A 25,045-nucleotide genomic window follows, 5' to 3' on the forward strand; every position below is an offset into this window, starting at 1 on the left:
GGGTGTCCTAGTCTCGGACCGACGGTATCTCTGACTGAGTCAACTATCTGGTTCAAGTATCCGGGACGACCATCCGGGAGTGGACACTCATGACCGTCCAGGACATCCGCACCTTCAACCGCTTCTACACGAACGTCATCGGCGCCCTCGACTACAGCCGTCAGCTGTACGCCCCGTTCACCCTGACCGAGTCCCGCGTGCTGTACGAACTGGCGCACTCCCCGCGTACGGACGCGGCCGACCTGCGGGCCGAACTCTCCCTGGACGCCGGGTACCTGAGCCGGATCCTCAACAAGTTCGAGGAGAACGGGCTGATCGAGCGCACGCCGTCCGACAGTGACACCCGGCGTCGGCGCGTCTCGCTCACGTCCCGCGGCCGCGAGACCGCCGCGCTGCTCGCCGAGCGTGCGAACGAATCCGTGGGCGCGCTGCTGTCCACCGTGCCCTCCGCCGACCGGCCGCGCCTGGCGGAGGCGATGCGAGCCGTCCGCGAGATCCTCTCCGAGGGGCGGCCGCCCCGCCCCGAGGACGTCGTCCTGCGCGAACCGGCCCCTGGCGACCTCGGCTGGATCGTCCAGCGCAACGCCGCGCTGTATGCGTCCGAATTCGGCTGGAACACCGACTACGAGGGGCTGGTGGCGCGGATCGTCGCCGACTTCGCGGAGGATCACGATCCGCATCTGGAGCGGGTGTGGATCGCCGAGATCGACGGGCGGCCGGTGGGGTGCGTGATGTGCGTACGGGACGAGGCGCCCGGCACCGCCCGGCTGCGGCTGCTGCTGGTCGAGCCGGATGCGCGCGGGCTCGGCATCGGCGACCGGCTCGTGCGGGCCGTCGTCGACTTCGCCCGCGGTGTCGGGTACCGCGAGCTCGTCCTGTGGACCAACGACGTCCTGGCCGCCGCCCGCCGCATCTACCAGCGCCACGGCTTCGTGCTCGTCGCGGAGAAACCGCACCGTTCTTTCGGAAAGGACCTGAACGGCCAGGACTGGCGCCTGGACCTGTACGGCACCCCCGAGTGACAGTAGGGACCATGAGACTGGCGTTCTCCACCCTCGGCGTCCCCGGCCTGCCCCTCCCGGACGTGGTCCGGCTCGCGGCCACCCACGGCTACCACGGCGTCGAGCTGCGCGCGCATCCGGAGGAGCCGGTCCACCCCGGCATCGACCTCGCCCAGCGGGCGGACGTGGCCGCCGAGTTCAAGGCGGGCGGCGTCGAGGTGCTGGGCCTCGCCGGGTACGCGCGGGTGGCCGCTCCCGGCGACGACGGTCCGGTGATCGACGAGATCCGTGGCCTCCTCGACCTCGCCCGCGACCTCGGCGCCCCGTACGTCCGGGTGTTCCCGGGCGGCGGCCACGAGCAGAGCACCGAGCGCGCCGACGCGACGGCCGCGCGACGGCTCGGCACGGCGGCGGAGTACGCCGCCGACCTCGGCGTACGCATCCTCCTCGAAACCCACGACTCGCACCGCAGGGCCGCCGACGCGATCCGCATCCTCGGGCGGGTCGGGCACCGCCACGTCGGCGCCCTCTGGGACGTCATGCACACCTGGCTGGGCGGCGAACAGCCCTCGGAGTCGTACGCGGCGCTCTCCCCGTACCTCGGCTACGTCCAGGTCAAGGACATCGCCTCCGCCGAGGACACGACCCCGCTCGCCCTCGGCGCCGGCGTGCTCCCGCTCACCGAGACGGTCGAGGTCCTCTCCCGGCACGGCTGGGACGGCTGGCTGTGCTGGGAGTACGAGAAGCGGTGGTACGAGGAGGCCGCGCCGCTGCCGGAGCTGCTTGCCGCGGGGCGCGAGCATTTGGGGCGGCTGCTCAACGAGTGCGCGTAGCGCTCCGCTTGGGGTGCCGATGTGCGGCTGCGCCGCGGGGCGCTTCGGGGCGCGGCACCACTGGCGGTAATTCGGTCGCCGGGTGTGCGGGCTGCCGTATAGCGTCCCCCGCATGCCTGCGCCGCCCGCTCCCGGTCTCGTCATGTCCTCATGAGCCTCGACCTCGGCCGGGCCCTCGTCGACGTGCGGCCGCTGCGCACCTCCCCGCTGTTCCGGCGGCTGCTGATCGGGCGGACCGTGTCCGTGCTCGGCACGTTCATGACCATGGTGACCGTCATGTACCAGGTCTGGGACATGACGCACAGCACGGTCTGGACCGGTGCGGTGGGTCTGGCGGCTGCGTTGCCGACCGTCGTCGTGGGACTGTTCGCCGGCGCGTGGGTGGACCGTGGGGACCGGCGCCGTATCTTCCTGTTCGGCACCGTTGCCCAGGCGGTCTGTTCGCTGCTGCTCGCGGTGCAGGGGTTCACCGGTCATGTGCCGGTGGCCGTCGTACTGGCGCTGGTGGCCGCGCAGTACGGCTTCGGTGCGGTGGGCGGCCCGGCGGCAGGGGTGTTCGTGCCGCGGCTGCTGCCGAAGGAGCAGGTGCCGGCCGGGCTGGCGCTGAACATGATGTCGTTCACGACGATGATGCTCCTCGGCCCGGCCCTGGGCGGTCTGCTGATCGGCTGGGCGGGCATCGGCTTCTGCTACCTGGTGGACGCGCTGAGCTTCGCGCTCGCCTTCTACGGCGCCTTCGGGCTGCCCGCGCTGCCGCCGGAGGGCGAGCCGTCCCGGGCCGGACTGCACGGAGTGCTCGACGGCCTGCGCTTCCTGTACGGGCACCGGGTGGTGCGCGGCGCCCTGATCACCGACCTGGCGGCCACCGTGCTGTCGATGCCGGTCAGTCTGTTTCCGCTGGTCAACGCCGAGCGCTTCGGCGGCAACCCGCGCACGCTCGGCCTGTTCCTGTCCGCGATCTCCGTCGGCGGCATCGTGTCGTCGGTGTTCTCCGGGGCCGTCACCCGGCTCGGCCGCCCCGGTCTGGTGATGCTGTTCGGCGCGGGGACGTGGGGCGTGGCGCTGGCCGCGTTCGGCCTGATGAGCAGCCCGTGGGCGGGACTTGTCTGTCTGGTCGTCGCCGGCGCAGCCGACAATGCCTCGGTGGTCGCGCGCAGCACGATCGTGCAGACCCGTACCCCGGACTCCCTGCTGGGCCGGGTGACGTCGGCCGAGCAGATCGTCGGCCAGGCCGGGCCCAACATCGGCAATCTCCGGGGCGGCCTGGTCGCCGACTGGACCTCGGGAGCGACAGCCCTGGTCACCGGCGGCCTGCTCTGCCTGCTGGCGGTGCTGTCGGTGGGAGCGAGCACCCCGGAACTGCGGGCCAAAACAGCCGCTACGCCCGTGCCGGACGCACCGTGAGCCGCGCCGTCGGGTCCAGGCACCACTCCAGTACGGCGGGCCAGGAGCCGTAACCGGCGTCGAGGTCGAGGTGGGCCGCGCCGGGGAGGAGGTCGGTGGGGATGCGCAGGGGGTCGCCGAAGACGTCCCGGGCACCCTCAGGGCAGTACGGGTCGTCGTCGCCCGCGACGAGACGGGTGGGGGCGGGGAGGGTGAAGTCGAGGGCGGGCGGGGCGAATTCGGCCACCTCGGGGAGCCGGGCGAGGACGGAGGCGGACGGCGGGGCGACCAGCAGTACGCGGTCGACGGCGCCGTCCTTCACCAGCCCACGGGAGACGGCGTGCAGCCAGAGCAGGACGGAGGCGCTGTGCGCGAGGACGACCCGTTCGGAGCCCCGGAGGTCGTCGAGGTGGCGGGTCAGCTCCGACAGCCAGACCTCCAGGCTCGGGTCGTCGGGGTCGGGCAGCTGGGGGTAGGCGACGTGGTGGCCGAGTCCGGTGAGACGGTCGGCGAGCCAGTGCTGCCAATGGGCCTCGGGGCGGTGGTTCTGCCAGCCGTGGAGGATGAGGAAGTGCTTCGCGGTCATGGGGCGATGGTTTCCGATCGCCGTCCTGTCGGTCCAGGGGGATCCGGTGCTGAGAGGCCGGTGCGGGATCAACTGCCGCTGAGCAGGACCCGGCCGGCTACACCCCGGCCGCAACGAACCGTGCCACCCGCTGCTCCAACCGCTCCCGGGACTCCGGCCACTCCGCCGCCGTGATGGAGAAGATCGCGGAGTCGCGCAGCCGCCCCTCCTCCCCCGGCACCCAGGACCGCGACCAGTTCCTGAGTACGCCCTCGAAGCGCGCCCCGGCGCTCTGGATCGCCGCCCTGGAGCGGCTGTTGCGCGCGTCCGTCTTCAGGTCGACCCGCGACACGCCCCACACCTCGAAGGCGTGCCGGAAGAGCAGCAGCTTGGCCTCGGCGTTGATGCCCGTGCCCTGCGCGGACCGGGCCAGCCAGGTGAACCCGACCTCCACGGCGTCGAGCCGGTCGTCCGACTGCCAGCACCGCGGCTCCCAGTACGAGGTGGCGCCCACCGCCCGCCCGGTCGCGACCGACACCTGCGCGTACGGTGCGAGCCGCCCCGTGGCCGCGCGGGCGAGTTGTGCGTCGATGTAGCCGCGCACCTCGTCGGCTCTCGGCACCCACGTGAAGTCGTATGTGCCGCGCTCCTCCTCCACGGCCACGGCCAGGTCGACGGCATGCCGGTGCTCCAACGGCTCCAGGCGCACCAACCTGCCTTCCAGCACCGGGCCTTCGAGCCGGTAACCGCCACCGTCAGCCATCCCCGTGAACCCCCTGCCCCGGCAACTGCCCCCGCAACTCGGCGAAGGCCTCATGGAAACCGGGGAAAGTCTTCCGCACGCAGCCGGGGTCGTCGAACGAAATACCCGGCACCCGCAGGCCGGTGACCGCGAAGGACATCACGATGCGGTGGTCGCCGTACGACTTGATCCCGGAGCCCTGGGTGAGGGGGGCGCCCGGCAGGATCTCGATCCAGTCCGGGCCCGTCGACACCTCGGCCCCGAGCCGTCGCAGGTTCTCCGCGCAGGCCTCCAGCCGGTCGCACTCCTTCACCCGGGTGTTCGCCACGTCCTCGATCCGCACCGGCCCGTCCGCGAACGGTGCGATCGCCGCCAGCGTCGGCATCGTGTCCGAGATGTCCCGCATGTTGACCGTCAGGCCGCGCAGCACCCCCGTACCCCTGACCGTCGTGCCGTCCGGGCGCACCGACACCTCGGCGCCCATCCTCCGCAGCACGTCGACGAAGCCGAGGTCGCCCTGCAGCGCCCCCGTGCCCAGCCCCGGCACCGTCACCTCGGCGCCCGGTGTCACCGCGGCCGCGGCAAAGAAGTAACTCGCCGTCGAAGCGTCGGGCTCGATCGCGTACGTGGTCGCCCGGTAGCCGCCCGGCGGGACCACGAACACCTCGCCCTCCCGCTGCACCTCCGCCCCGAACGCCCGCATCATCGCGATCGTGATCTCCACATAGGGCACGGACACCAGGTCGGTGACGCGGATCCGCAGGCCCTTCCGGGTCAGCGGGCCCAGCAGCAGCAGCGCCGTCAGGTACTGCGAGGACTGCCCCGCGTCCAGGACCACCTCGCCGCCCTCGACCCCCACCGCCCGCACCGTGAGCGGGTGGTGTCCGTCCGCCTCCTCGTGCCGCAGGTCGACTCCGAGGTCGCGCAGGGCGCGGGTCAGGGGCAGCAGGGGACGGCGCCGCATCTGGGCGGAGGCGTCGAAGCGGTACGTCCCGTGTCCCGCCGCCGCCAGTGTCGGCAGGAAGCGGGCCGTGGTGGCGCCGTCCCGGCAGTACACGTCCGCCTCGCTCACCGCAGGGCCCTGCGGACGGCCGTCCACCTGCCAGGCGTCCCGGGTCCGCCCGACGCGATACCCGAGCCGCACCAGCCCCTCGGCGAACCCCTCGGTGTCGTCCGAGCGCAGGGGGCGTACGAGGGTGGTGACTCCGTCGGCCGCCGCCGCCAGGAACAGCGCGCGGGCGGTGATGGACTTGGAACCGGGGATCGTGACCAGGGGCATGCCCTCATGATCGGCCGAGTACGGGCTCGATCGCCTCCTCGTCCACGGGATGGACCACTTCCCGTCGCCCCCGCGTCACCGACGCCAGCCCCACCCCGCCCACCAGCAGCGCCCCCGCACACCACCGCAGCGGGCTCACCCCCTCCCCCAGGAAGACGGCCGCCGACGACACCCCGAAGACCGGGACGAGGAGGGAGAACGGCGCGACCGTCGACGCCGGGTACCGGCGCAGCAGCCACCCCCACGCCCCGAAGCCGAACACCGTCGTCACCCAGGCCACGTAGACGACCGTGCCGGCGCCCTGCCAGTCCAGAGCGCGCAGCGCGTCGTAGTCCCTGCCCGGCCCTTCCAGCAGCAGCGACAGGCAGAGCAGCGGCAGCACCGGGACCGTGCTCACCCACACCATGAAGTTCAGCGCGTCCGGCGGGGCCGCCTTGCGGGTCAGGACGTTCGAGACGCCCCAGCAGGCCGCCGCGCCGATCACCAGCGCGAAGGCACCGAGCGGGCCCGAGGTGCCCTCGTCCACCGCCGCGACACCGATGCCCGCCAGCGCCACCGCCATGCCCGACACACGTATCGCGGAGGGACGTTCGCCCAGGACGACGAAGGCCACCCCGGCCGTGAACACCGCCTGGATCTGCACGACCAGCGACGACAGTCCGGCCGGCATCCCGGCGTCCATGCCGATGAACAGCAGCCCGAACTTGGCCACGCCGAGCACCAGCCCCACCGCCAGCACCCACCTCCACGCCACCTTCGGGCGGCCCACGAGGAAGACGGCCGGCAGTGCCGCGGCGAAGAAGCGCAGTGCCGAGAACAGCAACGGAGGGAAGTGGTCGAGGCCGATCTCGATGACCGTGAAGTTCACGCCCCAGACGGCGGCGACGACCACGGCGAGAGCAAGGTGTGCAGGTCGCATGCGTTCGAGCATCAGGCCCCACGACCATGTAGCACCAGCGATGATTACTGCATGGTCGGATGAAGCAACGCTGATGAATGGGGGCTCTCTTGCTCGATCTCCAACGCCTGCGCGCCCTGCACGCCGTCTCCGTCCACGGGACCGTGGGAGCGGCGGCCGCCGCGCTCGGGTACACGCCCTCCGCCGTGTCGCAGCAGATCGCCAAGCTGGAGCGGGAGACCAGGACCGTACTCCTGGAGAGAGAGGGACGAGGGGTGCGGCTGACCCCCGAGGCCCATCAACTCGTGGATACGGCGCAGGAGTTGCTCGCCATCGTCGAGCGGGCCGAGACCGCGCTGGAGGAGCGGCGCGGGGTGCCGGCGGGGCGGCTGACGATCGCCGCGTTCGCCTCGGCGGCGCGCGGCCTGATGCCCGCCGTGCTCGCCGACCTGGCCACCCGGCACCCCGCCCTCGACGCCCGGCTCACCGAGATCGACCCGCATCTCTCCGTGGACCTGGTCGCCAAGGGCGCGGTCGACCTGGCCGTGGTGCACGACTGGGACATCGCGCCGCTGCCCGTGCCGTCGGGCGCCGAGCACGCGGTGATCGGCGACGACCGCAGCACGCTGCTGGTGCCCGTCGGCCACCCCTTCGCCGGGCGGGAGTCCGTGCGGCGCGAGGAGTTGGGCGGGGAGCGGTGGGTGTGCCAGCCGCCGGGGCGGGTCTGCCACGAATGGCTGGTGCGGACGATGCGGGCCGTCGGGCACGAGCCGGAGATCGTCCACCAGGCCGACGAGAATCCGACACTCGTCGCGCTGGTAGCCGGCGGCCTCGGCATCTGTCTCGTCCCGCGCCTGGGCCGCGGCCCGCTGCCCGCCGGGGTCGTGGAGGTGCGCCTCGATCCCACTCCCGTACGACGCCTGTACGCCCTGTGGCGCAAAGGAGCCGCTCGTCGTCCGGCGATCGCAGAGACCGTACGCACTCTGCAGGAGCAGTGGCCGAGCATCATGTCCCACCCGTCCCGTTGAGCCCTCGGGCACCAACTTCCGGGAATCGCGGGGAAGGCGGGAACCCGCCCCGAACACGGTTCGTCCAACCCGCAAGCTGCCGGATGAGTCTCCGCCGTGCGGTGTCGGCCCTCGCTGCTGGCTGCGATCGCTGACTCCACCCTCTCCGCCGTACTGCGGCCGGCAGCACGCCGCCATCGGCGCGCCCCCCTCCAACAGCGCCGATGGCGGCCCCTCTTCGAAGGCCCCGGCCGTGTGCGCGCTCCCTTGACTGGCAGAAACTTCCCGGATATTGAGTCCCTCACGGAAGTTTCCTTCAGCTGATCTCCCACGGATCACTCCGGAAGGAGCGCACGTGCCCTCCAGACGTACCGTCCTCGCCGCCGGCGCAGGCGTCACCGCGGCTCTGGCCGTCGGCACCACCGCCAGTGCCGGCACCCCCGGCGACAAGAAACTCCGCTCCCTCGTCTCCCGTATGACCCTGGAGGAGAAGGTCGGCCAGCTCTTCGTCATGCGGGTCTACGGCCACTCGGCCACCGACCCGGACCAGGCCGACATCGACGCCAACCTCAAGGAGATCGGCGTCCGCACGGCCGCCGAGCTGATCACCAAGTACCGCGTCGGCGGCATCATCTACTTCACCTGGGCGCACAACACCAAGGACCCGCACCAGATCGCCGACCTCTCCAACGGCATCCAGCGCGCCTCCCTCACCCAGCCCCGCGGCCTGCCCGTGCTCATCACCACCGACCAGGAACACGGCATCGTCTGCCGCGTCGGCAAGCCCGCCACCCTCTTCCCGGGCGCCATGGCCATGGGCGCCGGCGGCTCCCGCGACGACGCCCGCACCCTCGGCCGCATCTCCGGCGCCGAACTGCGCGCGATGGGCATCAACCAGGACTACTCCCCCGACGCCGACGTGAACATCAACCCGGCCAACCCGGTCATCGGCGTCCGTTCCTTCGGTGCCGACCCGGAAGCGGTGGCCGGGCTGGTCGCCGCCGAGGTCGCGGGGTATCAGAGGTCGTCGGTCGCCGCGACCGCCAAGCACTTCCCCGGGCACGGCGACACGGCTGTCGACAGCCACTACGGCTTCCCGGTCATCACCCACAGCCGCCAGCTGTGGGAGAAGCTGGACGCGGTGCCGTTCCGGGCGGCCGTCAGGGCGGGCATCGACTCGATCATGACGGCGCACATCCAGTTCCCGGCCCTGGACGACTCGGGCGATCCGGCCACCCTCTCCCACCCGATCCTCACCGGCATCCTGCGCGAGGAGCTCGGCTACGACGGGGTGGTGGTGACGGACTCCCTGGGCATGCAGGGCGTACGGACCAAGTACGGCGACGACCGCGTCCCCGTGCTCGCCCTCAAGGCCGGCGTCGACCAGCTCCTCAACCCGCCCGACCTCGCCACCGCCTGGAACGCCGTCCTGAAGGCCGTACACGACGGGGAGCTCACCGAGTCCCGGCTGGACGAGTCGATCCTGCGCATCCTCAGACTCAAGGCCCGGCTACGGCTCTTCGACGCCCCCTACGTCAGCCAGAAGGGCGTCGACCGGACCGTGGGCACGGCCGCGCACCTGGCCGCCGCCGACCGCATCGCCGAGCGCACGACGACCCTGCTGGTCAACAAGGCGGGCCTGCTGCCGCTGTCCCGGCGCGCACACCGGAAGGTCCTGGTCGTCGGCGCTGACCCGGCCTCCCCGTCCGGTACGACGGGACCGCCCACCGGCGTCCTCGCGGCCGCCCTCACCGAACTGGGCTTCACCGCCACCGCCCTGTCCACGGGTACGGCCCCCTCCGCGGCCACCATCGCCGCGGCGGTCGCGGCGGCGCAGGACGCGGACGCGGTGGTCGTGGGCACCTACAACGTCACCGCGGGCAGCTCGCAGCGCACGCTGGTCGAGCAGCTGGCCGCGACCGGGCGGCCGGTGGTCGCGATCGCGATCCGCAACCCGTACGACGTGGCCCAACTCCCCTCTGCGTCCGCCCACTTGGCTTCGTACTCGTGGACGGACGTGGAGCTGCGGGCAGCGGCGCGCGTCATCGCGGGGAAGGCGGCGCCGCGCGGGAAACTGCCCGTTCCCGTGCAGCAGGCGGACGATCCGGCGCAGGTGCTGTACCCCATCGGATACGGACTGACGTACTAGAACCCCTGCACTCAGTACCCCGTACGCGGGGCGTAGGGCGCATACGTCACGCACCCGGCGTGCAACCCCAAACTGGCCCAAAGCCTCCCGCGCGTCTGGCGTGCGCCCGCTGCGGCGGGTCACGCTGGATGCGGGTCATCTGGGGAGGTGCCCGGGGGGATCGCGATGCGTGAGAGAAGTGCCGTGGGGGTGGTCTGCGCACTGCTGGTACTGGTCGCTGCCCTGCTGACCGGCTGCCAGGTCCTGAGGTCCGGGGCGGACAAGGACGGCCGGGCCGACGCGAAGCCGAAGGCGACCACGACCCAGCCCTCCGGCTACGGGGCGGTGTTCCTCGCCGTCGACGAGTGCAGTTCGTTCGGCTCGACGAGCTTCACCGAGGTGCCGTGCACCAGCGAGCGGGCGGCGGCCCGGGTCGTGGCGCGCTACGACGGCAGGGCGGGCGACGGTCCGCTGTGCCCGGCGACCACGGACTTCGTGCTGCACATCAGCCGGCAGAGCCCGTCCTCCGACGAGGACGGCGACGGCTCGATCCCGCAGGGCTACGCCTGTATGCGCAACCTGGAGCCGCCGCACCCCGGCGACCCGGGCGGCGGGGGCGGCCCCCGCACCATCGTCGGCGACTGCGTCTACGACTCCGGGAACGGACAGGTCCGCGAGACGGCGTGCGACGGCAGCGGCACGAGGAAACCGCAGTACAAGGTGGCGAAGGCGGCCGCCAGGCGCGCCCAGTGCCCCGCGGGGACGGCGCTGTATGTGCAGCTGGACGGCGCGCAAGCCGTGGGCTGCGCCCGACGGGTGTGAACAACCGCCGGGCGCAGCACGGGAGTTGCTGCCTTACGGCCGCAGAGCCGGCTCGCGCTCCACGTCCCGTACGTCCAGCCTGCTGTCGAACCTGGCCAGCGGCTTCGCCCGCGCCGTGGAGGCGGCGGGAACCCCGGCCCACTGCAGGATGCGGGCGGTGGCCAGCGCCTTCTGGTCCGCGACCAGGCCGGCGACGTTGGCGCCGTGGTTCAGGCCCGGTGCCGTGAAGACGTACGCGTCCTTCGCGCCCTTGCCGACGCGGAAGCGCTCCGCGCCCCACGGGTCGTTCTGGCCGTAGACGAAGAGCATGTGGTGCGCGTGGTGCCGCACCCAGGAGTCGACGTCGCGCATCGCGTACGGCTGGAACTTCATCGGGATGTCGCGCGGGACCAGGTTGCGCGGCGACTCGTAGCCGTAGCGGATGTACTGCTTCTCGATGTACGGGAAGTGGATGTCCGGCGCGCCCAGCTGGGTGCCCGCCTGGTAGTAGTACGGCGTGTACGGCTCCAGGCCCTGGTCCGTGTAGAAGGAGAAGCCGGAGATGCTGTCCACGGAGTCCCAGATCGCCTGGTCGGTCGCGGTCTTGGCGTCCGCCGGGATGGTGGCGCAGTCGCGCAGCAGGCTGTACTGCCAGAAGCCCCAGACGTAGTCGAGGACGACGGCCTCGTACGCCCGGTCCAGGCTGCCGATGGTGTGGAAGGTGTAGCCGTTGTCCGCCGCGTAGGCCGCGTACTTCTTCTCCAGCGGTTCCCGGCGCACCAGCGCCTCGCGCTGCACGGCGTTCAGCCGGTCGCGGCACTCCTTGGTGCCGACCTTGGTGAAGAAGCGGTCGTAGGCGGAGTCCTCGTTGTCGACGACGTCGTTCGGGGCGACGTACGCGACGACGCCGTCCATGTCGCGCGGATAGAAGCGCTCGTAGTACGTGGCGGTCATGCCGCCCTTCGAACCGCCCGTCGAGATCCACTTCTTGGTGTAGACGGACTTCAGCGCCTGGAAGATACGGTGCTGGTCGCTGGCCGCCTGCCAGATGTCCAGCTTGCTCCAGTCGGCCGGGGCGGGCCGGGAGGGCGTGAAGAAGCGGTACTCCATAGAGACCTGGTTGCCGTCCACGATCTGGGTCGGCTCGCGGCGGCTGGGGGTCGTGGAGACGTTGTAGCCGCTGGTGTAGAACACCGTCGGGCGGCTGACGTCCTTGTGCAGCACGGTGATCCGCTGCTGGAACGTGCCCTTGGACGGGTCGCGGTGGTCGACCGGCTGGGTGTAGTTCAGGACGAAGAAGCGGTAGCCGGTGTACGGCTTCTCCTCGATCAGGCTCATCCCCGGTATGGAGAGCAACTGATCCTTGATGTCGGTCGTTCCGGTGGCCTCCGGCTGTGCGGCGGTGGCCGCCCCCGCCGTGCTCAACGTGCCTATGAGCACGGCGAGCGCGAGCAGCCATCTGAGCGCCTTGCGCATGCACCCTCCCCTGTGAATCAGATGTGCCTGCGGAAGCTATCGGAGCAACTCCGTTGCGCACCAGGGGAGATGAGGGATTGCTGCTGTGATTGGCGGTTTAGTAGCGCTGCCAGCCACCGGAGTCGTACGACCCCCGGCCGACCGAGCCCCTGATCCACACCTTGCGGTGTCCGACGTACGAGCGGACCGGGCCGGCGTGCCGGGTGAACATCCCCTTGTCGACGACGGGCTCGAAGCCGCGCGCCTGCAGGCTGACCATCATCGGGCGCTTGCCGCCGGCGCTCTTGGGGACGGTGATGGCGCACAGGTAGTTGCCGCTCCTGTACAGCTTCACGGAGCCGGTGGAGAAGGTGAACGTCCTGATCTTGCGGCCCGCGCAGGACGAGGAGTCGGCGGCCTGCGCCTCCCCCGGCGCCGCGAGCGCCAGCAGCCCAGAGGCGGCCAGGACGGCAAGCAACGCCCCGAACCGCCGCCGTATCGCACCACTGTCCACTGTGATCCCTCCCGTACCCCGGCGATAAGCGTACGGGTGTACGGACGCACGACGTATGTCGGATGGTTGCATGACCGTCAGTACGACGCGCCCACCGGCTCCTCGGGCTCGGCCTCCCCGATGAACGTCCGCCACAGCGCGGCGTACCCGCCCTCCAGCGCGAGCAGCTCCTCGTGTGTGCCGTCCTCGACGATCCTGCCGTGATCCATGACCACGACGCGGTCCGCGCGGGCCGCGGTGGTCAGGCGGTGGGCCACCACGAGTGTGGTGCGGCGGCCTGCGAGGCGGTCCGTGGCCTGGTTGACCTGGGCCTCGGTGGCCAGGTCCAGGGCGGCCGTGGCCTCGTCGAGGAGGAGGATGTCGGGGTCGACGAGTTCCGCGCGGGCCAGGGCGATCAGCTGGCGCTGGCCGGCCGAGAGGTTGCGGCCGCGTTCGGCGACCTCGTGGAGGTAGCCGCCGTCGAGCGTGGCGATCATCTCGTGCGCGCCGACCGCGCGGGCCGCCGCCTCGACCTCGGCGTCGGTGGCGTCCGGGCGGCCGTAGGCGATGGCGTCGCGCACGGTGCCCTGGAAGAGGTACGCCTCCTGCGGGACGACGCCGAGACGGTGGCGGTAGGAGGTGATGTCCAGCGACCGCAGGTCCTGGCCGTCGACCGTGACCCGGCCGCCCGTGGGGTCGTAGAAGCGCGCCACCAGCTTGACCAGGGTCGACTTGCCTGCGCCCGTCTCACCGACGAACGCGACCGTCTGGCCCGCCGGGATGCTCAGCTCGATGCCGCCGAGCGCCTCTTCGTCGTCGCCGTAGGCGAAGTGCACGTCCTCGAAGGCGACCTCGCCGCGGAGGGACAGCACCTCAAGGGGTTCGTCGGCTGCCTTGGTGGAGGTCGGCTCCTGGAGGAGCTCCTGGATGCGGCCGAGGGAGACGGTGGCCTGCTGGTAGCCGTCGAAGACCTGCGAGAGCTGCTGGACCGGGGCGAAGAACAGGTCGATGTAGAGGAGGTACGCGACCAGCGCTCCGGTCGTGAGCGTGGCGGCGTCGACCCGGCCCGCACCCGCGATCAGCACGGCAGCGGCGGCCACGGACGACAGCAGCTGTACGAACGGGAAGTAGATCGAGATCAGCCACTGCCCCCGGATACGGGCCTTGCGGTAGCTGTCGCTGCGCTCCGTGAACCGCCGGCCGCCGTCGCCCTCGCGCCGGAAGGCCTGCACGATCCGCAGCCCGGAGACGGACTCCTGGAGGTCGGCGTTCACCACCGACACCCGCTCACGGGCCAGTTCGTACGCCTTCACACTCGCCCGGCGGAAGAAGAACGTGGCGACGATCAGCGGCGGCAGCGTGGCGAAGACCACGAGTGCCAGCTGCACGTCGATCACGAGCAGGGCGACCATGATGCCGAAGAAGGTGACGACGGAGACGAAGGCGGTGACCAGACCGGTCTGCAGGAAGGTCGACAGCGCGTCGACGTCCGTCGTCATCCGCGTCATGATCCGGCCGGTCAACTCCCGCTCGTAGTAGTCGAGTCCGAGCCTCTGGAGCTGGGCGAAGATCTTCAGACGGAGCGAGTACAGGACCCGCTCCCCGGTGCGTCCCGTCATCCGGGTCTCGCCCCGCTGGGCCGCCCACTGCACCACCACGGCCAGCAGCGCCAGCAGCGAGGCCGACCAGACCGCACCCAGGGCGAGCTTGGTGACGCCCTGGTCGATGCCTTGCCGGATCATGATCGGCAGCAGCAGGCTCATCCCCGCGTCCACGGCGACGAGCCCCAGGCTGACCAGCAGCGGCAGCCCGAAGCCACGCAGCAGCCGCTTCAGACCGTACGACTCCTCCGGCCGCACCGCCCGCGCCTCGTCGATGTCCGGGGTGTCGGTCGCCGGCGGCAGCGCGTCGACCTCGGCGAGGAGTTCGGGGGTGGCGGGCATCCCGGCCAGCGCGGTGTCCTTGGGCTCGCGGTCGCCGGTCCACAGCCGGGGCGTCAGACCGCGCTCGGCGTCGAACTCGGCATCCAGCTCGTCCCGTACCGAGGTGTCCTCGGCCGGTGCGGAGGGCTGGGTGTGCCCCGGTGAGACGCCGCCGAGCTCGTCGGGGTCGGTGAGGAGACGGCGGTAGAGGGCGGACCGTTCCTGCAGCTCCTCGTGGGTGCCGATGTCGGCGAGGCGGCCGGCGTCTAGGACGGCGATGCGGTCGGCGAGGTTGAGGGTGGAGCGGCGGTGCGCGATCAGCAGAGTCGTGCGGCCCTGCATGACCTGCTTCAGCGCCTCGTGGATCTCGTGCTCCACGCGGGCGTCCACGGCGGACGTGGCGTCGTCGAGGACGAGCAGGCGCGGGTCGGTGAGGATCGCGCGGGCGAGGGCGACACGCTGGCGCTGCCCGCCGGAGAGGGTCAGGCCGTGCTCGCCGACCTTGGTGTCGTAACCGTCCGGGAGCTCGGTGATGAAACGGTCCGCCTGGGCGGCACGCGCGGCGGCCTCGATCTGCTCGTCGGTGGCGTCCGGACGGCCGTAGGCGATGTTGTTGCGCACGGTGTCCGAGAAGAGGAAGGAGTCCTCGGGGACCAGCCCGATCGCGGCCCGCAGCGAGTCGAGGGTGAGCTCGCGGACGTCGTGGCCGCCGATGAGGACGGCGCCGTGGGTGACGTCGTAGAAGCGCGGCAGGAGGAGGGAGACCGTGGACTTGCCGGAGCCGGAGGAGCCGACGACGGCGAGGGTCTCACCCGGGCGGATCTCGAAGCTGAGCCCGTCGAGAACGGGGCGCTCATGGTCGTACCCGAAGGACACGTCGTCGAACTCGACGGTCGCGGGTGCGTCGGCGGGAAGTTCCTTCGTCCCGTCCGTCAGGGACGGCTCGGTGTCGATCAGCTCCAGGACGCGCTCGGTGCCGGCGCGCGCCTGCTGCCCGACCGTGAGGACCATGGCGAGCATGCGGACCGGGCCGACCAGCTGGGCGAGGTAGGTGGAGAAGGCGACGAAGGTGCCGAGGGTGATGTGCCCGCGGACGGCCAGCCAGCCGCCCAGCGCCAGCATGGCGACCTGGCCGAGGGCGGGAACGGCCTGAAGGGCCGGGGTGTAGACGGAGTTCAGCCGGATGGTGCGCAGCCGCCCGGCGAAGAGCTTGCGCCCGACCTCCCTGAGCTTCCCGGTCTCCTGGTCCTCCTGCCCGAACCCCTTCACCACGCGTACGCCGCTGACGGCGCCGTCGACCACACCTGCGACGGCGGCGGCCTGGGCCTGGGCGTACCAGGTGGCGGGGTGCAGCTTGGAGCGGCTGCGCTTGGCGATCCACCACAGGGCAGGGGCCACGGCGAGGGCGACCAGCGTCAGCGGGAGCGACAGCCAGGCCATGATCACCAGGGAGATCAGGAAGAGCAGGAGGTTCCCGATGGTCATCGGGAGCATGAACAGCAGGCCCTGGATCAGCTGGAGGTCGCTGGTGGCGCGGCCGACGACCTGCCCGGTGGACAGCTCGTCCTGGCGGCGCCCGTCGAGCCGGGTGATCGTCTCGAACATCTCGGTCCGCAGATCGTGCTGGACGTCGAGGGCGAGGCGGCCGCCGTAGTAGCGGCGTACGTAGGTGAGGACGTAGACGAGGACGGCGGCGCCGAGCAGGGCGCCCGCCCACGGGGCCATACGGCGGCTGTGGGCACCGATGACGTCATCGATGATCACCTTGGTGACCAGCGGAACCAGCGCCGTGACGGCCATGCCGCCGAGGGAGGAGCCGAGGGCGAGCAGGACGTCCTTGGGGTAGCGCCAGGCGTATCCCGCCAGCCGTCGTGCCCATCCCCGTTGCGGTTCCACGCGGGTGCCCTCCATCGTTCAGAAGCCCTGATCTACCGGAAGGCACCAACGCGTACGGGCTGCGATTTCATCCCGCCGCAACAAAACAGGGGCGGGACTCAGACGCGTACCCGCAGGTGGTAGAAGCGGGTCGTCTGTGCCGCGTTCTGGTTGTCGTCGCTGACCAGCAGCACCTTCAGGCGGCCCTTCGAGTACCCGGTGATCGCCATTCCCTCGATGTTGTCGAGGAGCGGGTTGCGCTGGGGCTGTCTGGCCGTCGCTCCCAGTGACGGGCAGGTCACCATGTCGGTGAGGAGGGTCTTCTCGATCAGGCGTACGCCGGACTGCCCCGTCAGGTTCTCGATGCCGCTGGTGTCCGTCGCGTGGCGCGGGTCGGCCAGGTAGAGGCGGACGGTGTTGCCGACGCCGGCGGTGAAGCCGCGCTCCAGGACGAGCAGACGGCCGTCGGGGGTGGCCTGGACCTCCGGGACACCGAGGCCGGAGTCGATCGGGTAGGCGTACTGGGCGCCGAGCCGGAAGTGCCCGTCCTTCGTCCGCTCCCAGGTCTGGAAGCGGACGATGTTCGTGGCGTCGCCGGAGATGGCGTTCTCCATCGACGCCAGCAGGGTGTGGCCGCCGGGGAGCAGGGTCAGGCCCTCGAAGGTCTGGTTGGACGTGGCGCGTCCCGCGGGGGCGACGAGGAGCGAGGACGGGACCGGGAGGCGGTCGAGGATCCTGCCGTCCGTGCTGTAGCGGCGGATCGACGGCTCGGTCTCCGAAGTGATCAGGCGGGTGCCGTCCCGGTCGATGACCAGGCCCTCGCTGTCGAGCGCGGCGCCCTTCTCGTCGGCGAGCGGGACGACGGACTTGGGCGCGAGGGTCTTACGGTCCAGGCTGAAGAGGGAGGAGCGGTCCTCCAGGGCAGCGATCGAGCCGTCGCGGTCCACGGCTAGCGCGGAGAAGTTGCCGACGAAGGTGCCCTGGTACGTCGTCTTGTCGAGCGCGTCGGAGAAACGGTCGATGGAGACGGAGGGCGAACAGGCGTGGCTCTGCCGTGTGTCGGCGGTGGCGGGCCCGGCGGCGGTCGGACTGGTGGCCGCCGCCAGGGCCGCGGTGACGGTCGCGAGTACGGTTCTCAGGCGCATGGCCGTCACCGTAGAGCGGGTGGGTGACGTGCGGGAGACCGGCAGGGGTCAACTCGCGGCAAGGTCCCGGTGAATCACCTTCGCCACACCCTGGATGGTGTTGATGCCGTAGTTCATGGTGCTGTTGCCCCAGGTGAGCACCGTGATCATGTAGTCGTGGCCGCCGCCGTTGAAGGTGCCGAGGCTGTGCACCCGCCAGCCGTGCGTGGAGCGCTGCAGCCAGCCGTTCTTGACGTGGACCGAGACGCCGGAGGGCGCTCCGTACGGTGTGCCCCAGCGCTGCGAGGAGATGACCTGGCTCATCAGCTTCAGGATGTACGCACGGGAGTTGTCGCTCAGGACCGTGTTCTGCGCGGTGATCAGCTTGAGCAGCTTCTGCTCGTCGGTGACGTTGATCTGGGTCAGGCCCCAGTAGCCGTTCGCGCCGGGGACGGTCTTCGTCATGCCGGCGGCGGCGAGGAAGCCGTTGATCTTCGTCAGGCCCAGCTGCTTCCACAGCTTGCTGGTCGCGGTGTTGTCCGACTTGGTGATCATGGCCTTGGCGAGCGAGGCCTCGGTGTCGGTCAGATAGCGGTTGTGCTTCTTCGCGTCCCACAGCAGCGTGGCGAGGACGGTGACCTTGACGGCGCTGGCGGAGTCGTAGGAAGAGGTGGCCCGCAGCGAGCAAGTCGTGTTCGTGGAGCGGTCGTAGAGGCCGACCGAGACGGTGCCCGTGCGGTTCGTGAGGGCGGCGGTGATGTCCTTCTGGAGTTTGGTCGCCAGGGCAGCCTTGGAGGACGTACAGCTGACGGTCGGTGTCGTGGCGGCCGCGGCGGGCGCCGCGGCAGCCACGGTGGGTATGAGTACGCCGGCCGCGATGCCCGCACCGAGCACACGGGCACGTCTGGATATGTGGTGAGTCATGGAGGTCCCCCGTCATCTTGATGGCTCTGGGCGCACAGCGCGCCCCTGGCGCACTGTTGGCACGCTCACCTCTCATGACTCACAGGAACGGCCGGAAGTTGCACGGGCGTTCGATGAATTGGGGGCCAACTCACCCCAGTGGCCACGCCACTCCGCCTCCTTGTATCAAGCATTTGACACAAGCGCCCGGGTGGGTCATCTTGTGTGCACACGATTTGTACCTAGGACTTGATACAAGTGGCACTCATTGGGGTTCCGTCATGCTCGACACCGTTCCGCCTTCGACCCAAGACCGCGTCCGAGACCGCGCCGACCGCTACGCACGCTTCGGCGGCCTGACCGCAGGCGTCCTGCTCTCGTTCTGGCTGAGCGGTCTGGTCGACGGCTCCGGCGGACTCGGAACCGGGGTCCTCGTCGCCATACCCGCGTTCGGCCTGTGCGCCGTCGCCGGCGTACTGCTCGGCGAACACATCACCGCCCGCCCCCAGGGCACCGTCCGCACTGCCGGACTCGCCCCGCGCCGGATCCGCGACCTGGTCCCACCCCGGCTGACGGCCCTGCTGCTCGTCGAGGCGGTCCTGCTCGTCGCACTCCTCAGCACCGCGACCGCGATCGGCTCCCCCGACGACATGGGCCGGGCGGGACGCGCGCTGAGGATGACCTGCTCCGGCGTGACCGAATCCCACGGCCCGTGGCCCGGGTCCTTCTACGCCGTTCCGGCCCTCGCCTCCCTGGCCCTCGCCGGCGCTGCCTGCGGCTACGCCCTGCGACGCATCACCCGTCGCCCCGGCGACGAACAGGAGCGCCGGGACCGGGCGGCGGCGGTCACCGCGGCGTGGGGTCTGCTGGTCTCCGTGCCCCTGGCGGGCGCCGCGTGGACTGCGGCCGGGTCGCTGCACGGACTGAGCTGCGCGGGCACGCCCGGCAGCGTGGCCGCCTGGGCCCTCTTCTCCCTCTGCACGGTCTCCCTGGGAACCGCGATCTGGTGCCTGTTCGCCGCCCTCGCGCCGAAGGCCGCGCAGCGGTGACCGCTCCGACCGTTCGGGTGGACACCGTCAGCCCCGTCCCTCCTTACGAGCAGATCCGCGCCCAGCTCGCAGCGCTGATCTCCTCGGGGCGGCTACCGGAGAACGAACGGCTGCCGCCCATCCGGCAGTTGGCCGCCGACCTGGGACTGGCCTCCGGAACAGTCGCCCGGGCCTACCGGGAGCTGGAGGCCGCCGCCCTGATCCACACCCGGCGAGGCGCGGGGACCAGGGTGGCGCCCCCGCCCCCTTCGGCCAAGCGCCCTTCACCCGAGGAACTCGTGCCCCTGGCGCGGCGATTCCGCGACGAGGCACGGGCGCTCGGCGCGGATGACGCTGCGATCACGCGGGCGCTGCACTCCGTTCTGGCGGACGCGGACTGAGGCGCTCGGTCCCGAACCCGTCAAGGACGGGGCGGGTCCCCAACTGATTCACAGCCGTCAGCCAGGTTCGCCACAGCGCACACTCACTCCCCCTTTGCACGATGCGCTCGTGACATCTGCCACCGATCCAATCCCCCACACCACCGAGACCGCGACCGTCGACCGGCCGCCGCCGGCCCCATCCGCGGCACCCCCGGACAAGGCACCCCGCTGGTCACTGCCCGCGCTGATCGCGATCCTGGTCCTGGCGGCTGCCCTGTATGCCTGGAACCTCTCCGGCTCCAGCATGAACACCTTCTACAGCGGTGCCGTCTGGGCGGGCACCCAGAGCTGGAAGGCGTGGTTCTTCGGGTCGCTGGACCCGGGCAACTTCCTGACCGTCGACAAACCGCCGTTCGCCACCATGGTCATGGGCCTGTCGTGCCGCGTCTTCGGCTTCGGCACCTGGCAGATGATGGCGCCGATGATCGTGGTGGCCCTCGCCACGATCTGGATCCTGCACTCCTCCGTGAAGCGGGTGTGGGGCCACGGCGCGGCAACCGTCGCCGCGCTGGTGCTGACGCTCACCCCGATCACCGTCGCCATCAACCGCGACAACAACCCGGACACCCTGCTGGTGTTCCTCATGGTGGCGGGCGCGGCGCTCGCGTTCCGCGCCACCCGTGACGAGAGGCTGCTGCCGCTGCTCGGCTCCGCCGCCTGCTTCGGCCTCGCCTTCAACACCAAGCTGCTCGCGGGCTGGATCGCCCTGCCGGCCGTCTTCGCGCTCTACCTCTACGCGTCGAAGGCCCCGTGGGTGAAGCGTGTCGTCAACCTGCTTCTTGCCGCGGTCGTGCTGGCCGTCTCCAGCTTCTGGTGGGCCGTCGCCGTCTCCCTGGTCCCAGCCTCCGACCGGCCCTACATCGGCGGCTCCACGGACGGCTCCGCCTGGGACCTGATCATGGGCTACGACGGCCTCGGCCGCGTCCTCGGCGGCGAGGGCAACGGCGGAGGCGGCGGAGGCGGAGGCGGCTTCTCCGGCTCCGCGGGCCTCGGCCGGATGTTCAACGACATCCTCGGCGGCCAGATCTCCTGGCTGCTGCCCTTCTCCGCGATCGCCCTGGTCGGCGGCCTGGTCCTGTGCGGGCGCGCCCCGCGCACCGACCTCCGCCGGATGGCACTGGTCCTGTGGGGCGGCTGGACCCTGCTGCACTACGTGATCTTCGCGACTGCCCAGGGCACCATGCACCCGTACTACACGACCGCCCTGGCCCCAGGCATCGCGGCGCTGTGCGGCGGCGGTGGCGCGATGCTGCTGGACGCCTTCCGGCGCGACAAGCGGTGGGCGTGGGATCTCCCGCTCGCCTTCGGCATCACCGCTATCTGGGCGATCGTCCTGCTCCGCCGTGCCTCCGGCTGGAACACCTGGCTGTGGCCCACGATCGGCGTCCTGACCGTGGCCGGCGTCGTCGGGATGCTGGTGCTCCGCTCCAGCGCCAGGCTGCTGACGGTGTCCCTGACGGCGGCGGCGCTCGCGGCGCTCGCGGGCCCGACGGCGTACGCGGTCTCGCCGGCCTTCGGCTCCTCCGGCGGCATGATGGGCGGCACCAACCCGACGGCCGGCCCCTCCACGGGCAGCGGTTTCGGCGGCGGACCCGGCGGCGGTCGCAGCGGCTTCCCGGACGGCGGTGAGCTGCCGGGCGGCACCCGGCAGGGCGGCGGTAGCAACCAGGCCGGCGGCCGGGCCGAGGGCGCGGGCGGCTTCCCCGGCGGTGCTCAGCAGGGTCAGAACGGCGAACTGCCGGGCGGCATCCAACAGGGCGGCGGCCAAGCCCCCGGCGGCAACGGCGAGTCGGGCGGTCGTGGCATGGACGGCGGCCCCGGCGGTGGTATGGGCGGCGCGGACAGCGAGCTCATCTCGTACCTGAAGAAACACCAGGACGGCGCCAAGTGGCTGCTCGCGGTGTCCAACTCGCAGAGCGCCGCCCAGATCGAGCTCAGCGCCAGGCAACCGGTCATCTCCATGTGGGGCTTCACCGGCTCCGACAACGCGATGACGGTGGCCAAGCTCAAGGAACTCGTGAAGAAGGGCGAGCTGCACTACATCCAGATCGGCAGCGGCGGCATGGGCGGCGGACCCGGCGGCGGCAACACCCTCAGCACCGCGGTGTCGAACTGGGTGAAGAAGCACGGAACGGCGGTGAAGGAGAGCTCGTACAGCAAGGGTTCGACGTCGAACTCGAACACGAAGGCCTCGCCCTCCTCTTCCCAGTCGGGCTCGTCGTCGCTCTACCGTCTCGACCCGTCGGACGTCGGCTGACCCGAGACCGCCCCACGGAAACGGCCTTCGACCACCCCCGGGGGCCGTTCCGCAGCATCAACTCGCGTAGAGACAGCACGTTTTGCCGTTCCAGGTAACCCGATGGACACCTTTACTCTCTTTACCTGACAGCGTGTCCATGACACGCTCCCGTCTGCCGCCTCCATTCAACCCGCGTAGATGGGATCCCCACATGCTGGCGACACGCACCCGCCGCTGGAAGTCGATGGCCTGGGCCACCGCAGCCGTCCTGGTCGGCCTCACCGCCCCGGCCGTGACCGCGACCCCGGCCGGCGCCACGACGACCGACTACGACTCGACGTACTACAAGAACGCGATCGGCAAGACGGGCGCGAGCCTGAAGTCGTCCCTGCACACGATCATCAGCAGCCAGTCGAAGATCTCGTACGACGCGGTCTGGAACGCGCTGAAGGTCACGGACCAGGACCCGAACAACAGCAACAACGTCATCCTGCTCTACAGCGGTGTCTCCCGCGCCAAGTCCCTCAACGGCGGCGACACGGGCGACTGGAACCGCGAGCACGTATGGGCCAAGTCCCACGGCGACTTCGGCACCTCGACCGGCCCCGGCACCGACCTGCACCACCTGCGCCCCGCCGACGTCCAGGTCAACGCCACACGCGGCAACCTGGACTTCGACAACGGCGGCAGCACGGTCACGGGAGGCGGTGGCAGCAAGGTCGACTCCGACTCCTTCGAGCCGCGCGACGCGGACAAGGGCGACGTGGCCCGCATGATCCTCTACATGGCGGTCCGCTACGACGGCGGCGACGGCTTCCCCGACCTGGAGCCCGACGAGAAGGTCAACAACGGCAGCAACCCGTACATCGGCAAGCTCTCGGTCCTCAAGCAGTGGAACGACGAGGACCCGCCGAGCGCCTTCGAGGAGAAGCGCAACCAGGTCATCTACGACACCTACCAGCACAACCGCAACCCGTTCATCGACCACCCGGAGTGGGTGGACGCGATCTGGTAGGCGGTCGGGCCACGGCTGTCAGCGCAAAGGCGCCGCCTCGCCCCAAGTGGGCGAAGGCGGCGCCGTTTTATCGCACCGTTCATTGCCTCGGGGCGTCAGAAGCGGGGCGCTCCCGGCGTGTGCTGCGGCGCCGGGACGAGGGGCTGGGCCACACCGAAGCCCCGGCGGCCGGACGGGGTGCAGGTGATGTCCTCGGCCGGCAGCTTTCCGGTGCTGAGGTAGGCGTTGACGGCGCGGTTGGCGCAGGCGTGCGGGTCGTCGGAGTAGACGCCGTGGCCCTCGCCTCCCTTGACGTACACCATGCGTGAGCCCTTCAGGGCGCGGTGCATGCCGAGGCCGCTGGCCAGGGGCGTCTGGGAGTCCCACTGGTTCTGGACGGTGAGCAGGCCGACCTTGTTGTCCACCGTGGTGACGGGCTCGCTCGGCTTGCCCCAGAACGCGCAGGGCATGATGTTGGAGCCGAAGTCGCCGTAGAGGGGGTATTCGGCCTTGTTCTGGATCGCGTCCCGCCGGTACTGCTCGGGGTCGCGCGGCCAGGCCGCCGTATCGCCGCAGACCACGCTCCAGAAGGCGGCGGTGCCGTTGTCGTCCGGGATCTGTGCGGCGGCAGCCGCGGACCGGCTGGGCTCGCGGCGGTCGTCCGGCGCGGGGGAGCGGCGGGCGGACGCGTGGCCTTCGGCGGCCTTCTTGAGGTCGACGACCGCCTGGGCGGCGGACTTGGGGGTGAAGAAGTCGGCGCGCAGCATGGCGCGGATGTCGTCCCCGGTGATCTTCTGGTCACCGTCCTCGATGGGAGTGCGGTCGGCCCGGGCTATCAGGTCCCAGAACGTCTTCTTCACCTTGGCCGGGGTGGTGCCGAGTCTGTAGGTGCTGTGGTGCTGCGCGGTCCACTTCGTCCAGCGGGTGAACGCCGGTTCGGTGCCCTCCGCCCAGATCTGGATCATGGCGCGCCAGGCCCGGGCGGGGTCGACCGCGCTGTCCAGCACGAAGCGGTCGGTCCGCCGGGGGAACATCTGCGCGTAGACGCCGCCCAGGTAGGTCCCGTAGGAGTAGCCCAGGTAGGAGAGCTTCTTCTCGCCCAGGACGGTGCGGATGACGTCCATGTCGCGGGCGGTGTTGCGGGTGGTGATGTACGGCAGCTTGTCGCCGTTCCTGGCACGGCACTTGTCGGCCACGCCCTTGGCCCACTTGACGTCGCGGTTGAACGTCTCGGGGTGGTAGGCGTGTTCGAAGTTCTGCTCCGAGCCCGTGAGACCACAGGTGACCGGGCTGCTGCGGCCCACGCCCCGCGGATCGAACCCGATGAGGTCGTACTGCTCCCGGACCTTCTTGGGCAGCACGTCCTTCATGTAGACGGGCATGTCCAGGCCCTCGCCGCCCGGACCTCCGGGGTTGAAGAGGAGCACGCCGTGCCGCTTGCCCGGGACACTGGTCTTCAGCCGGGACACTTCCAGCTTGATCGTCTTGCCGTCGGGGCGGCTGTAGTCGAGCGGGACCTTGACCGTCGCGCACTGGAACGCGGCCGGCGATTGGGTGTCACACCGGTGCCAGGAGAGCCTCTGATCCTCGAATCTCTTCAATGGTTCCGCCGCGGATGCCTGCGCCGGTACGAGCGCGGGGCCCAGCGTTGCCGTGACCGCGACAGCGATCAAGGGCGCCATGCGTCCTCTCCGCACGATGAACGTTCCTTTCGATCAACTTCCAGGAAGGAACGACCATTTCGTGTCCACGCCAATCGGCGAATCCCTCTGCAGGGCGGTCTTGCTACTACTGACGACGTACACAGAAAAAGACGTACGGAGGAGAACCCGAACCCCCTGAACACCGTCCGCCCCAACCGAGCCCCGAGCCCATCACGAACCGCGCCTGACCCTCCATCAAGCGTCAGATGCACGAGCGCATGCAGTGGCC

At 70.7% G+C, this 25,045-nt stretch carries 20 protein-coding genes; 10 read left to right on the forward strand and 10 right to left on the reverse strand.

Features of this window, described 5'->3' with window-relative positions; translation table 11 throughout:
- The first annotated feature begins 89 nt into the window (after positions 1-89).
- The 3 genes from ACWDAG_RS20070 to ACWDAG_RS20080 all read left to right on the forward strand — a co-directional run bounded on the left by ACWDAG_RS20070 (position 90) and on the right by ACWDAG_RS20080 (position 3,238).
- Positions 90-1,022, forward strand: coding sequence for a bifunctional helix-turn-helix transcriptional regulator/GNAT family N-acetyltransferase (locus ACWDAG_RS20070; protein WP_450696930.1), 933 nt, complete (start codon positions 90-92; stop codon positions 1,020-1,022).
- 11 nt (positions 1,023-1,033) lie between these two features.
- The gene (locus ACWDAG_RS20075) at positions 1,034-1,834 is read left to right on the forward strand and encodes a sugar phosphate isomerase/epimerase family protein (RefSeq protein ID WP_450696931.1); all 801 of its coding nucleotides are present in this window, start codon (positions 1,034-1,036) and stop codon (positions 1,832-1,834) included.
- Positions 1,835-1,984: 150 nt separating this feature from the next.
- The gene (locus ACWDAG_RS20080; RefSeq protein WP_450696932.1) at positions 1,985-3,238 is read left to right on the forward strand and encodes an MFS transporter; all 1,254 of its coding nucleotides are present in this window, start codon (positions 1,985-1,987) and stop codon (positions 3,236-3,238) included.
- Here ACWDAG_RS20080 and ACWDAG_RS20085 read toward each other — a convergent pair.
- The 4 genes from ACWDAG_RS20085 to ACWDAG_RS20100 form a co-directional block, all read right to left on the reverse strand.
- Positions 3,213-3,803, reverse strand: coding sequence for an RBBP9/YdeN family alpha/beta hydrolase (locus ACWDAG_RS20085; RefSeq protein WP_450696933.1), 591 nt, complete (start codon positions 3,801-3,803; stop codon positions 3,213-3,215). The genes ACWDAG_RS20080 and ACWDAG_RS20085 overlap by 26 nt on opposite strands.
- Positions 3,804-3,900: 97 nt before the next feature.
- Entirely contained in the window at positions 3,901-4,545 is a 645-nt protein-coding gene (locus tag ACWDAG_RS20090) for a GNAT family N-acetyltransferase (RefSeq protein ID WP_450696934.1), read from the reverse strand.
- On the reverse strand, positions 4,538-5,803 hold the full coding sequence (aroA, locus tag ACWDAG_RS20095) for a 3-phosphoshikimate 1-carboxyvinyltransferase (protein WP_450696935.1): 1,266 nt from the start codon (positions 5,801-5,803) through the stop codon (positions 4,538-4,540). The genes ACWDAG_RS20090 and aroA overlap by 8 nt, the downstream gene beginning before the upstream one ends.
- Positions 5,804-5,807: 4 nt before the next feature.
- Positions 5,808-6,722, reverse strand: coding sequence for an EamA family transporter (locus tag ACWDAG_RS20100; RefSeq protein ID WP_450696936.1), 915 nt, complete (start codon positions 6,720-6,722; stop codon positions 5,808-5,810).
- Positions 6,723-6,811: 89 nt separating this feature from the next.
- On the opposite strand from ACWDAG_RS20100, the gene ACWDAG_RS20105 reads away from it, so the two are divergent.
- The 3 genes from ACWDAG_RS20105 to ACWDAG_RS20115 all read left to right on the forward strand — a co-directional run bounded on the left by ACWDAG_RS20105 (position 6,812) and on the right by ACWDAG_RS20115 (position 10,658).
- Entirely contained in the window at positions 6,812-7,729 is a 918-nt protein-coding gene (locus ACWDAG_RS20105) for a LysR family transcriptional regulator (protein ID WP_450696937.1), read from the forward strand.
- A gap of 334 nt (positions 7,730-8,063) precedes the next feature.
- On the forward strand, positions 8,064-9,857 hold the full coding sequence (locus ACWDAG_RS20110; protein ID WP_450696938.1) for a glycoside hydrolase family 3 protein: 1,794 nt from the start codon (positions 8,064-8,066) through the stop codon (positions 9,855-9,857).
- A gap of 165 nt (positions 9,858-10,022) precedes the next feature.
- Positions 10,023-10,658, forward strand: a complete 636-nt coding sequence (locus ACWDAG_RS20115) for a hypothetical protein (RefSeq protein WP_450696939.1) — start codon at positions 10,023-10,025, stop codon at positions 10,656-10,658.
- Positions 10,659-10,691: 33 nt separating this feature from the next.
- Here ACWDAG_RS20115 and ACWDAG_RS20120 read toward each other — a convergent pair whose 3' ends face one another.
- From ACWDAG_RS20120 to ACWDAG_RS20140, 5 genes are all read right to left on the reverse strand, one after another.
- Positions 10,692-12,113 carry a S28 family serine protease gene (locus ACWDAG_RS20120; protein ID WP_450696940.1) on the reverse strand — a complete coding sequence of 474 codons (1,422 nt, stop codon included), beginning with the start codon at positions 12,111-12,113 and terminating at the stop codon, positions 10,692-10,694.
- Between the two features lie 97 nt (positions 12,114-12,210).
- Complete coding sequence (locus tag ACWDAG_RS20125) at positions 12,211-12,606, reverse strand: hypothetical protein (protein WP_450696941.1); 396 nt, start codon at positions 12,604-12,606, stop codon at positions 12,211-12,213.
- Between the two features lie 77 nt (positions 12,607-12,683).
- On the reverse strand, positions 12,684-16,403 hold the full coding sequence (locus tag ACWDAG_RS20130; RefSeq protein ID WP_450696942.1) for an ABC transporter ATP-binding protein: 3,720 nt from the start codon (positions 16,401-16,403) through the stop codon (positions 12,684-12,686).
- Positions 16,404-16,501: 98 nt separating this feature from the next.
- Entirely contained in the window at positions 16,502-17,527 is a 1,026-nt protein-coding gene (locus ACWDAG_RS20135) for an esterase-like activity of phytase family protein (protein WP_450696943.1), read from the reverse strand.
- Positions 17,528-17,575: 48 nt separating this feature from the next.
- Positions 17,576-18,430, reverse strand: a complete 855-nt coding sequence (locus ACWDAG_RS20140) for a serine hydrolase (RefSeq protein WP_450696944.1) — start codon at positions 18,428-18,430, stop codon at positions 17,576-17,578.
- A gap of 260 nt (positions 18,431-18,690) precedes the next feature.
- Here ACWDAG_RS20140 and ACWDAG_RS20145 point away from each other — a divergent pair, with 260 nt between their 5' ends.
- The 4 genes from ACWDAG_RS20145 (at position 18,691) to ACWDAG_RS20160 (ending at position 23,134) form a co-directional block, all read left to right on the forward strand.
- Entirely contained in the window at positions 18,691-19,458 is a 768-nt protein-coding gene (locus ACWDAG_RS20145; protein WP_450696945.1) for a hypothetical protein, read from the forward strand.
- Positions 19,455-19,838: a GntR family transcriptional regulator gene (locus ACWDAG_RS20150; RefSeq protein WP_450696946.1), complete on the forward strand. Its 384-nt coding sequence runs from the start codon at positions 19,455-19,457 to the stop codon at positions 19,836-19,838. Before ACWDAG_RS20145 ends, ACWDAG_RS20150 begins: the two co-directional genes overlap by 4 nt.
- Before the next feature lie 109 nt (positions 19,839-19,947).
- Positions 19,948-22,137, forward strand: coding sequence for an ArnT family glycosyltransferase (locus ACWDAG_RS20155; protein WP_450696947.1), 2,190 nt, complete (start codon positions 19,948-19,950; stop codon positions 22,135-22,137).
- A 193-nt stretch (positions 22,138-22,330) separates the two neighbouring features.
- Positions 22,331-23,134: an endonuclease I family protein gene (locus ACWDAG_RS20160; protein ID WP_450696948.1), complete on the forward strand. Its 804-nt coding sequence runs from the start codon at positions 22,331-22,333 to the stop codon at positions 23,132-23,134.
- 95 nt (positions 23,135-23,229) lie between these two features.
- On the opposite strand, the gene ACWDAG_RS20165 is transcribed toward ACWDAG_RS20160, so the two are convergent.
- Complete coding sequence (locus ACWDAG_RS20165; RefSeq protein ID WP_450696949.1) at positions 23,230-24,795, reverse strand: alpha/beta hydrolase; 1,566 nt, start codon at positions 24,793-24,795, stop codon at positions 23,230-23,232.
- Positions 24,796-25,045 lie beyond the last annotated feature (250 nt).

The sequence above is a fragment of the Streptomyces sp. NPDC001157 genome, assembly GCF_053598255.1.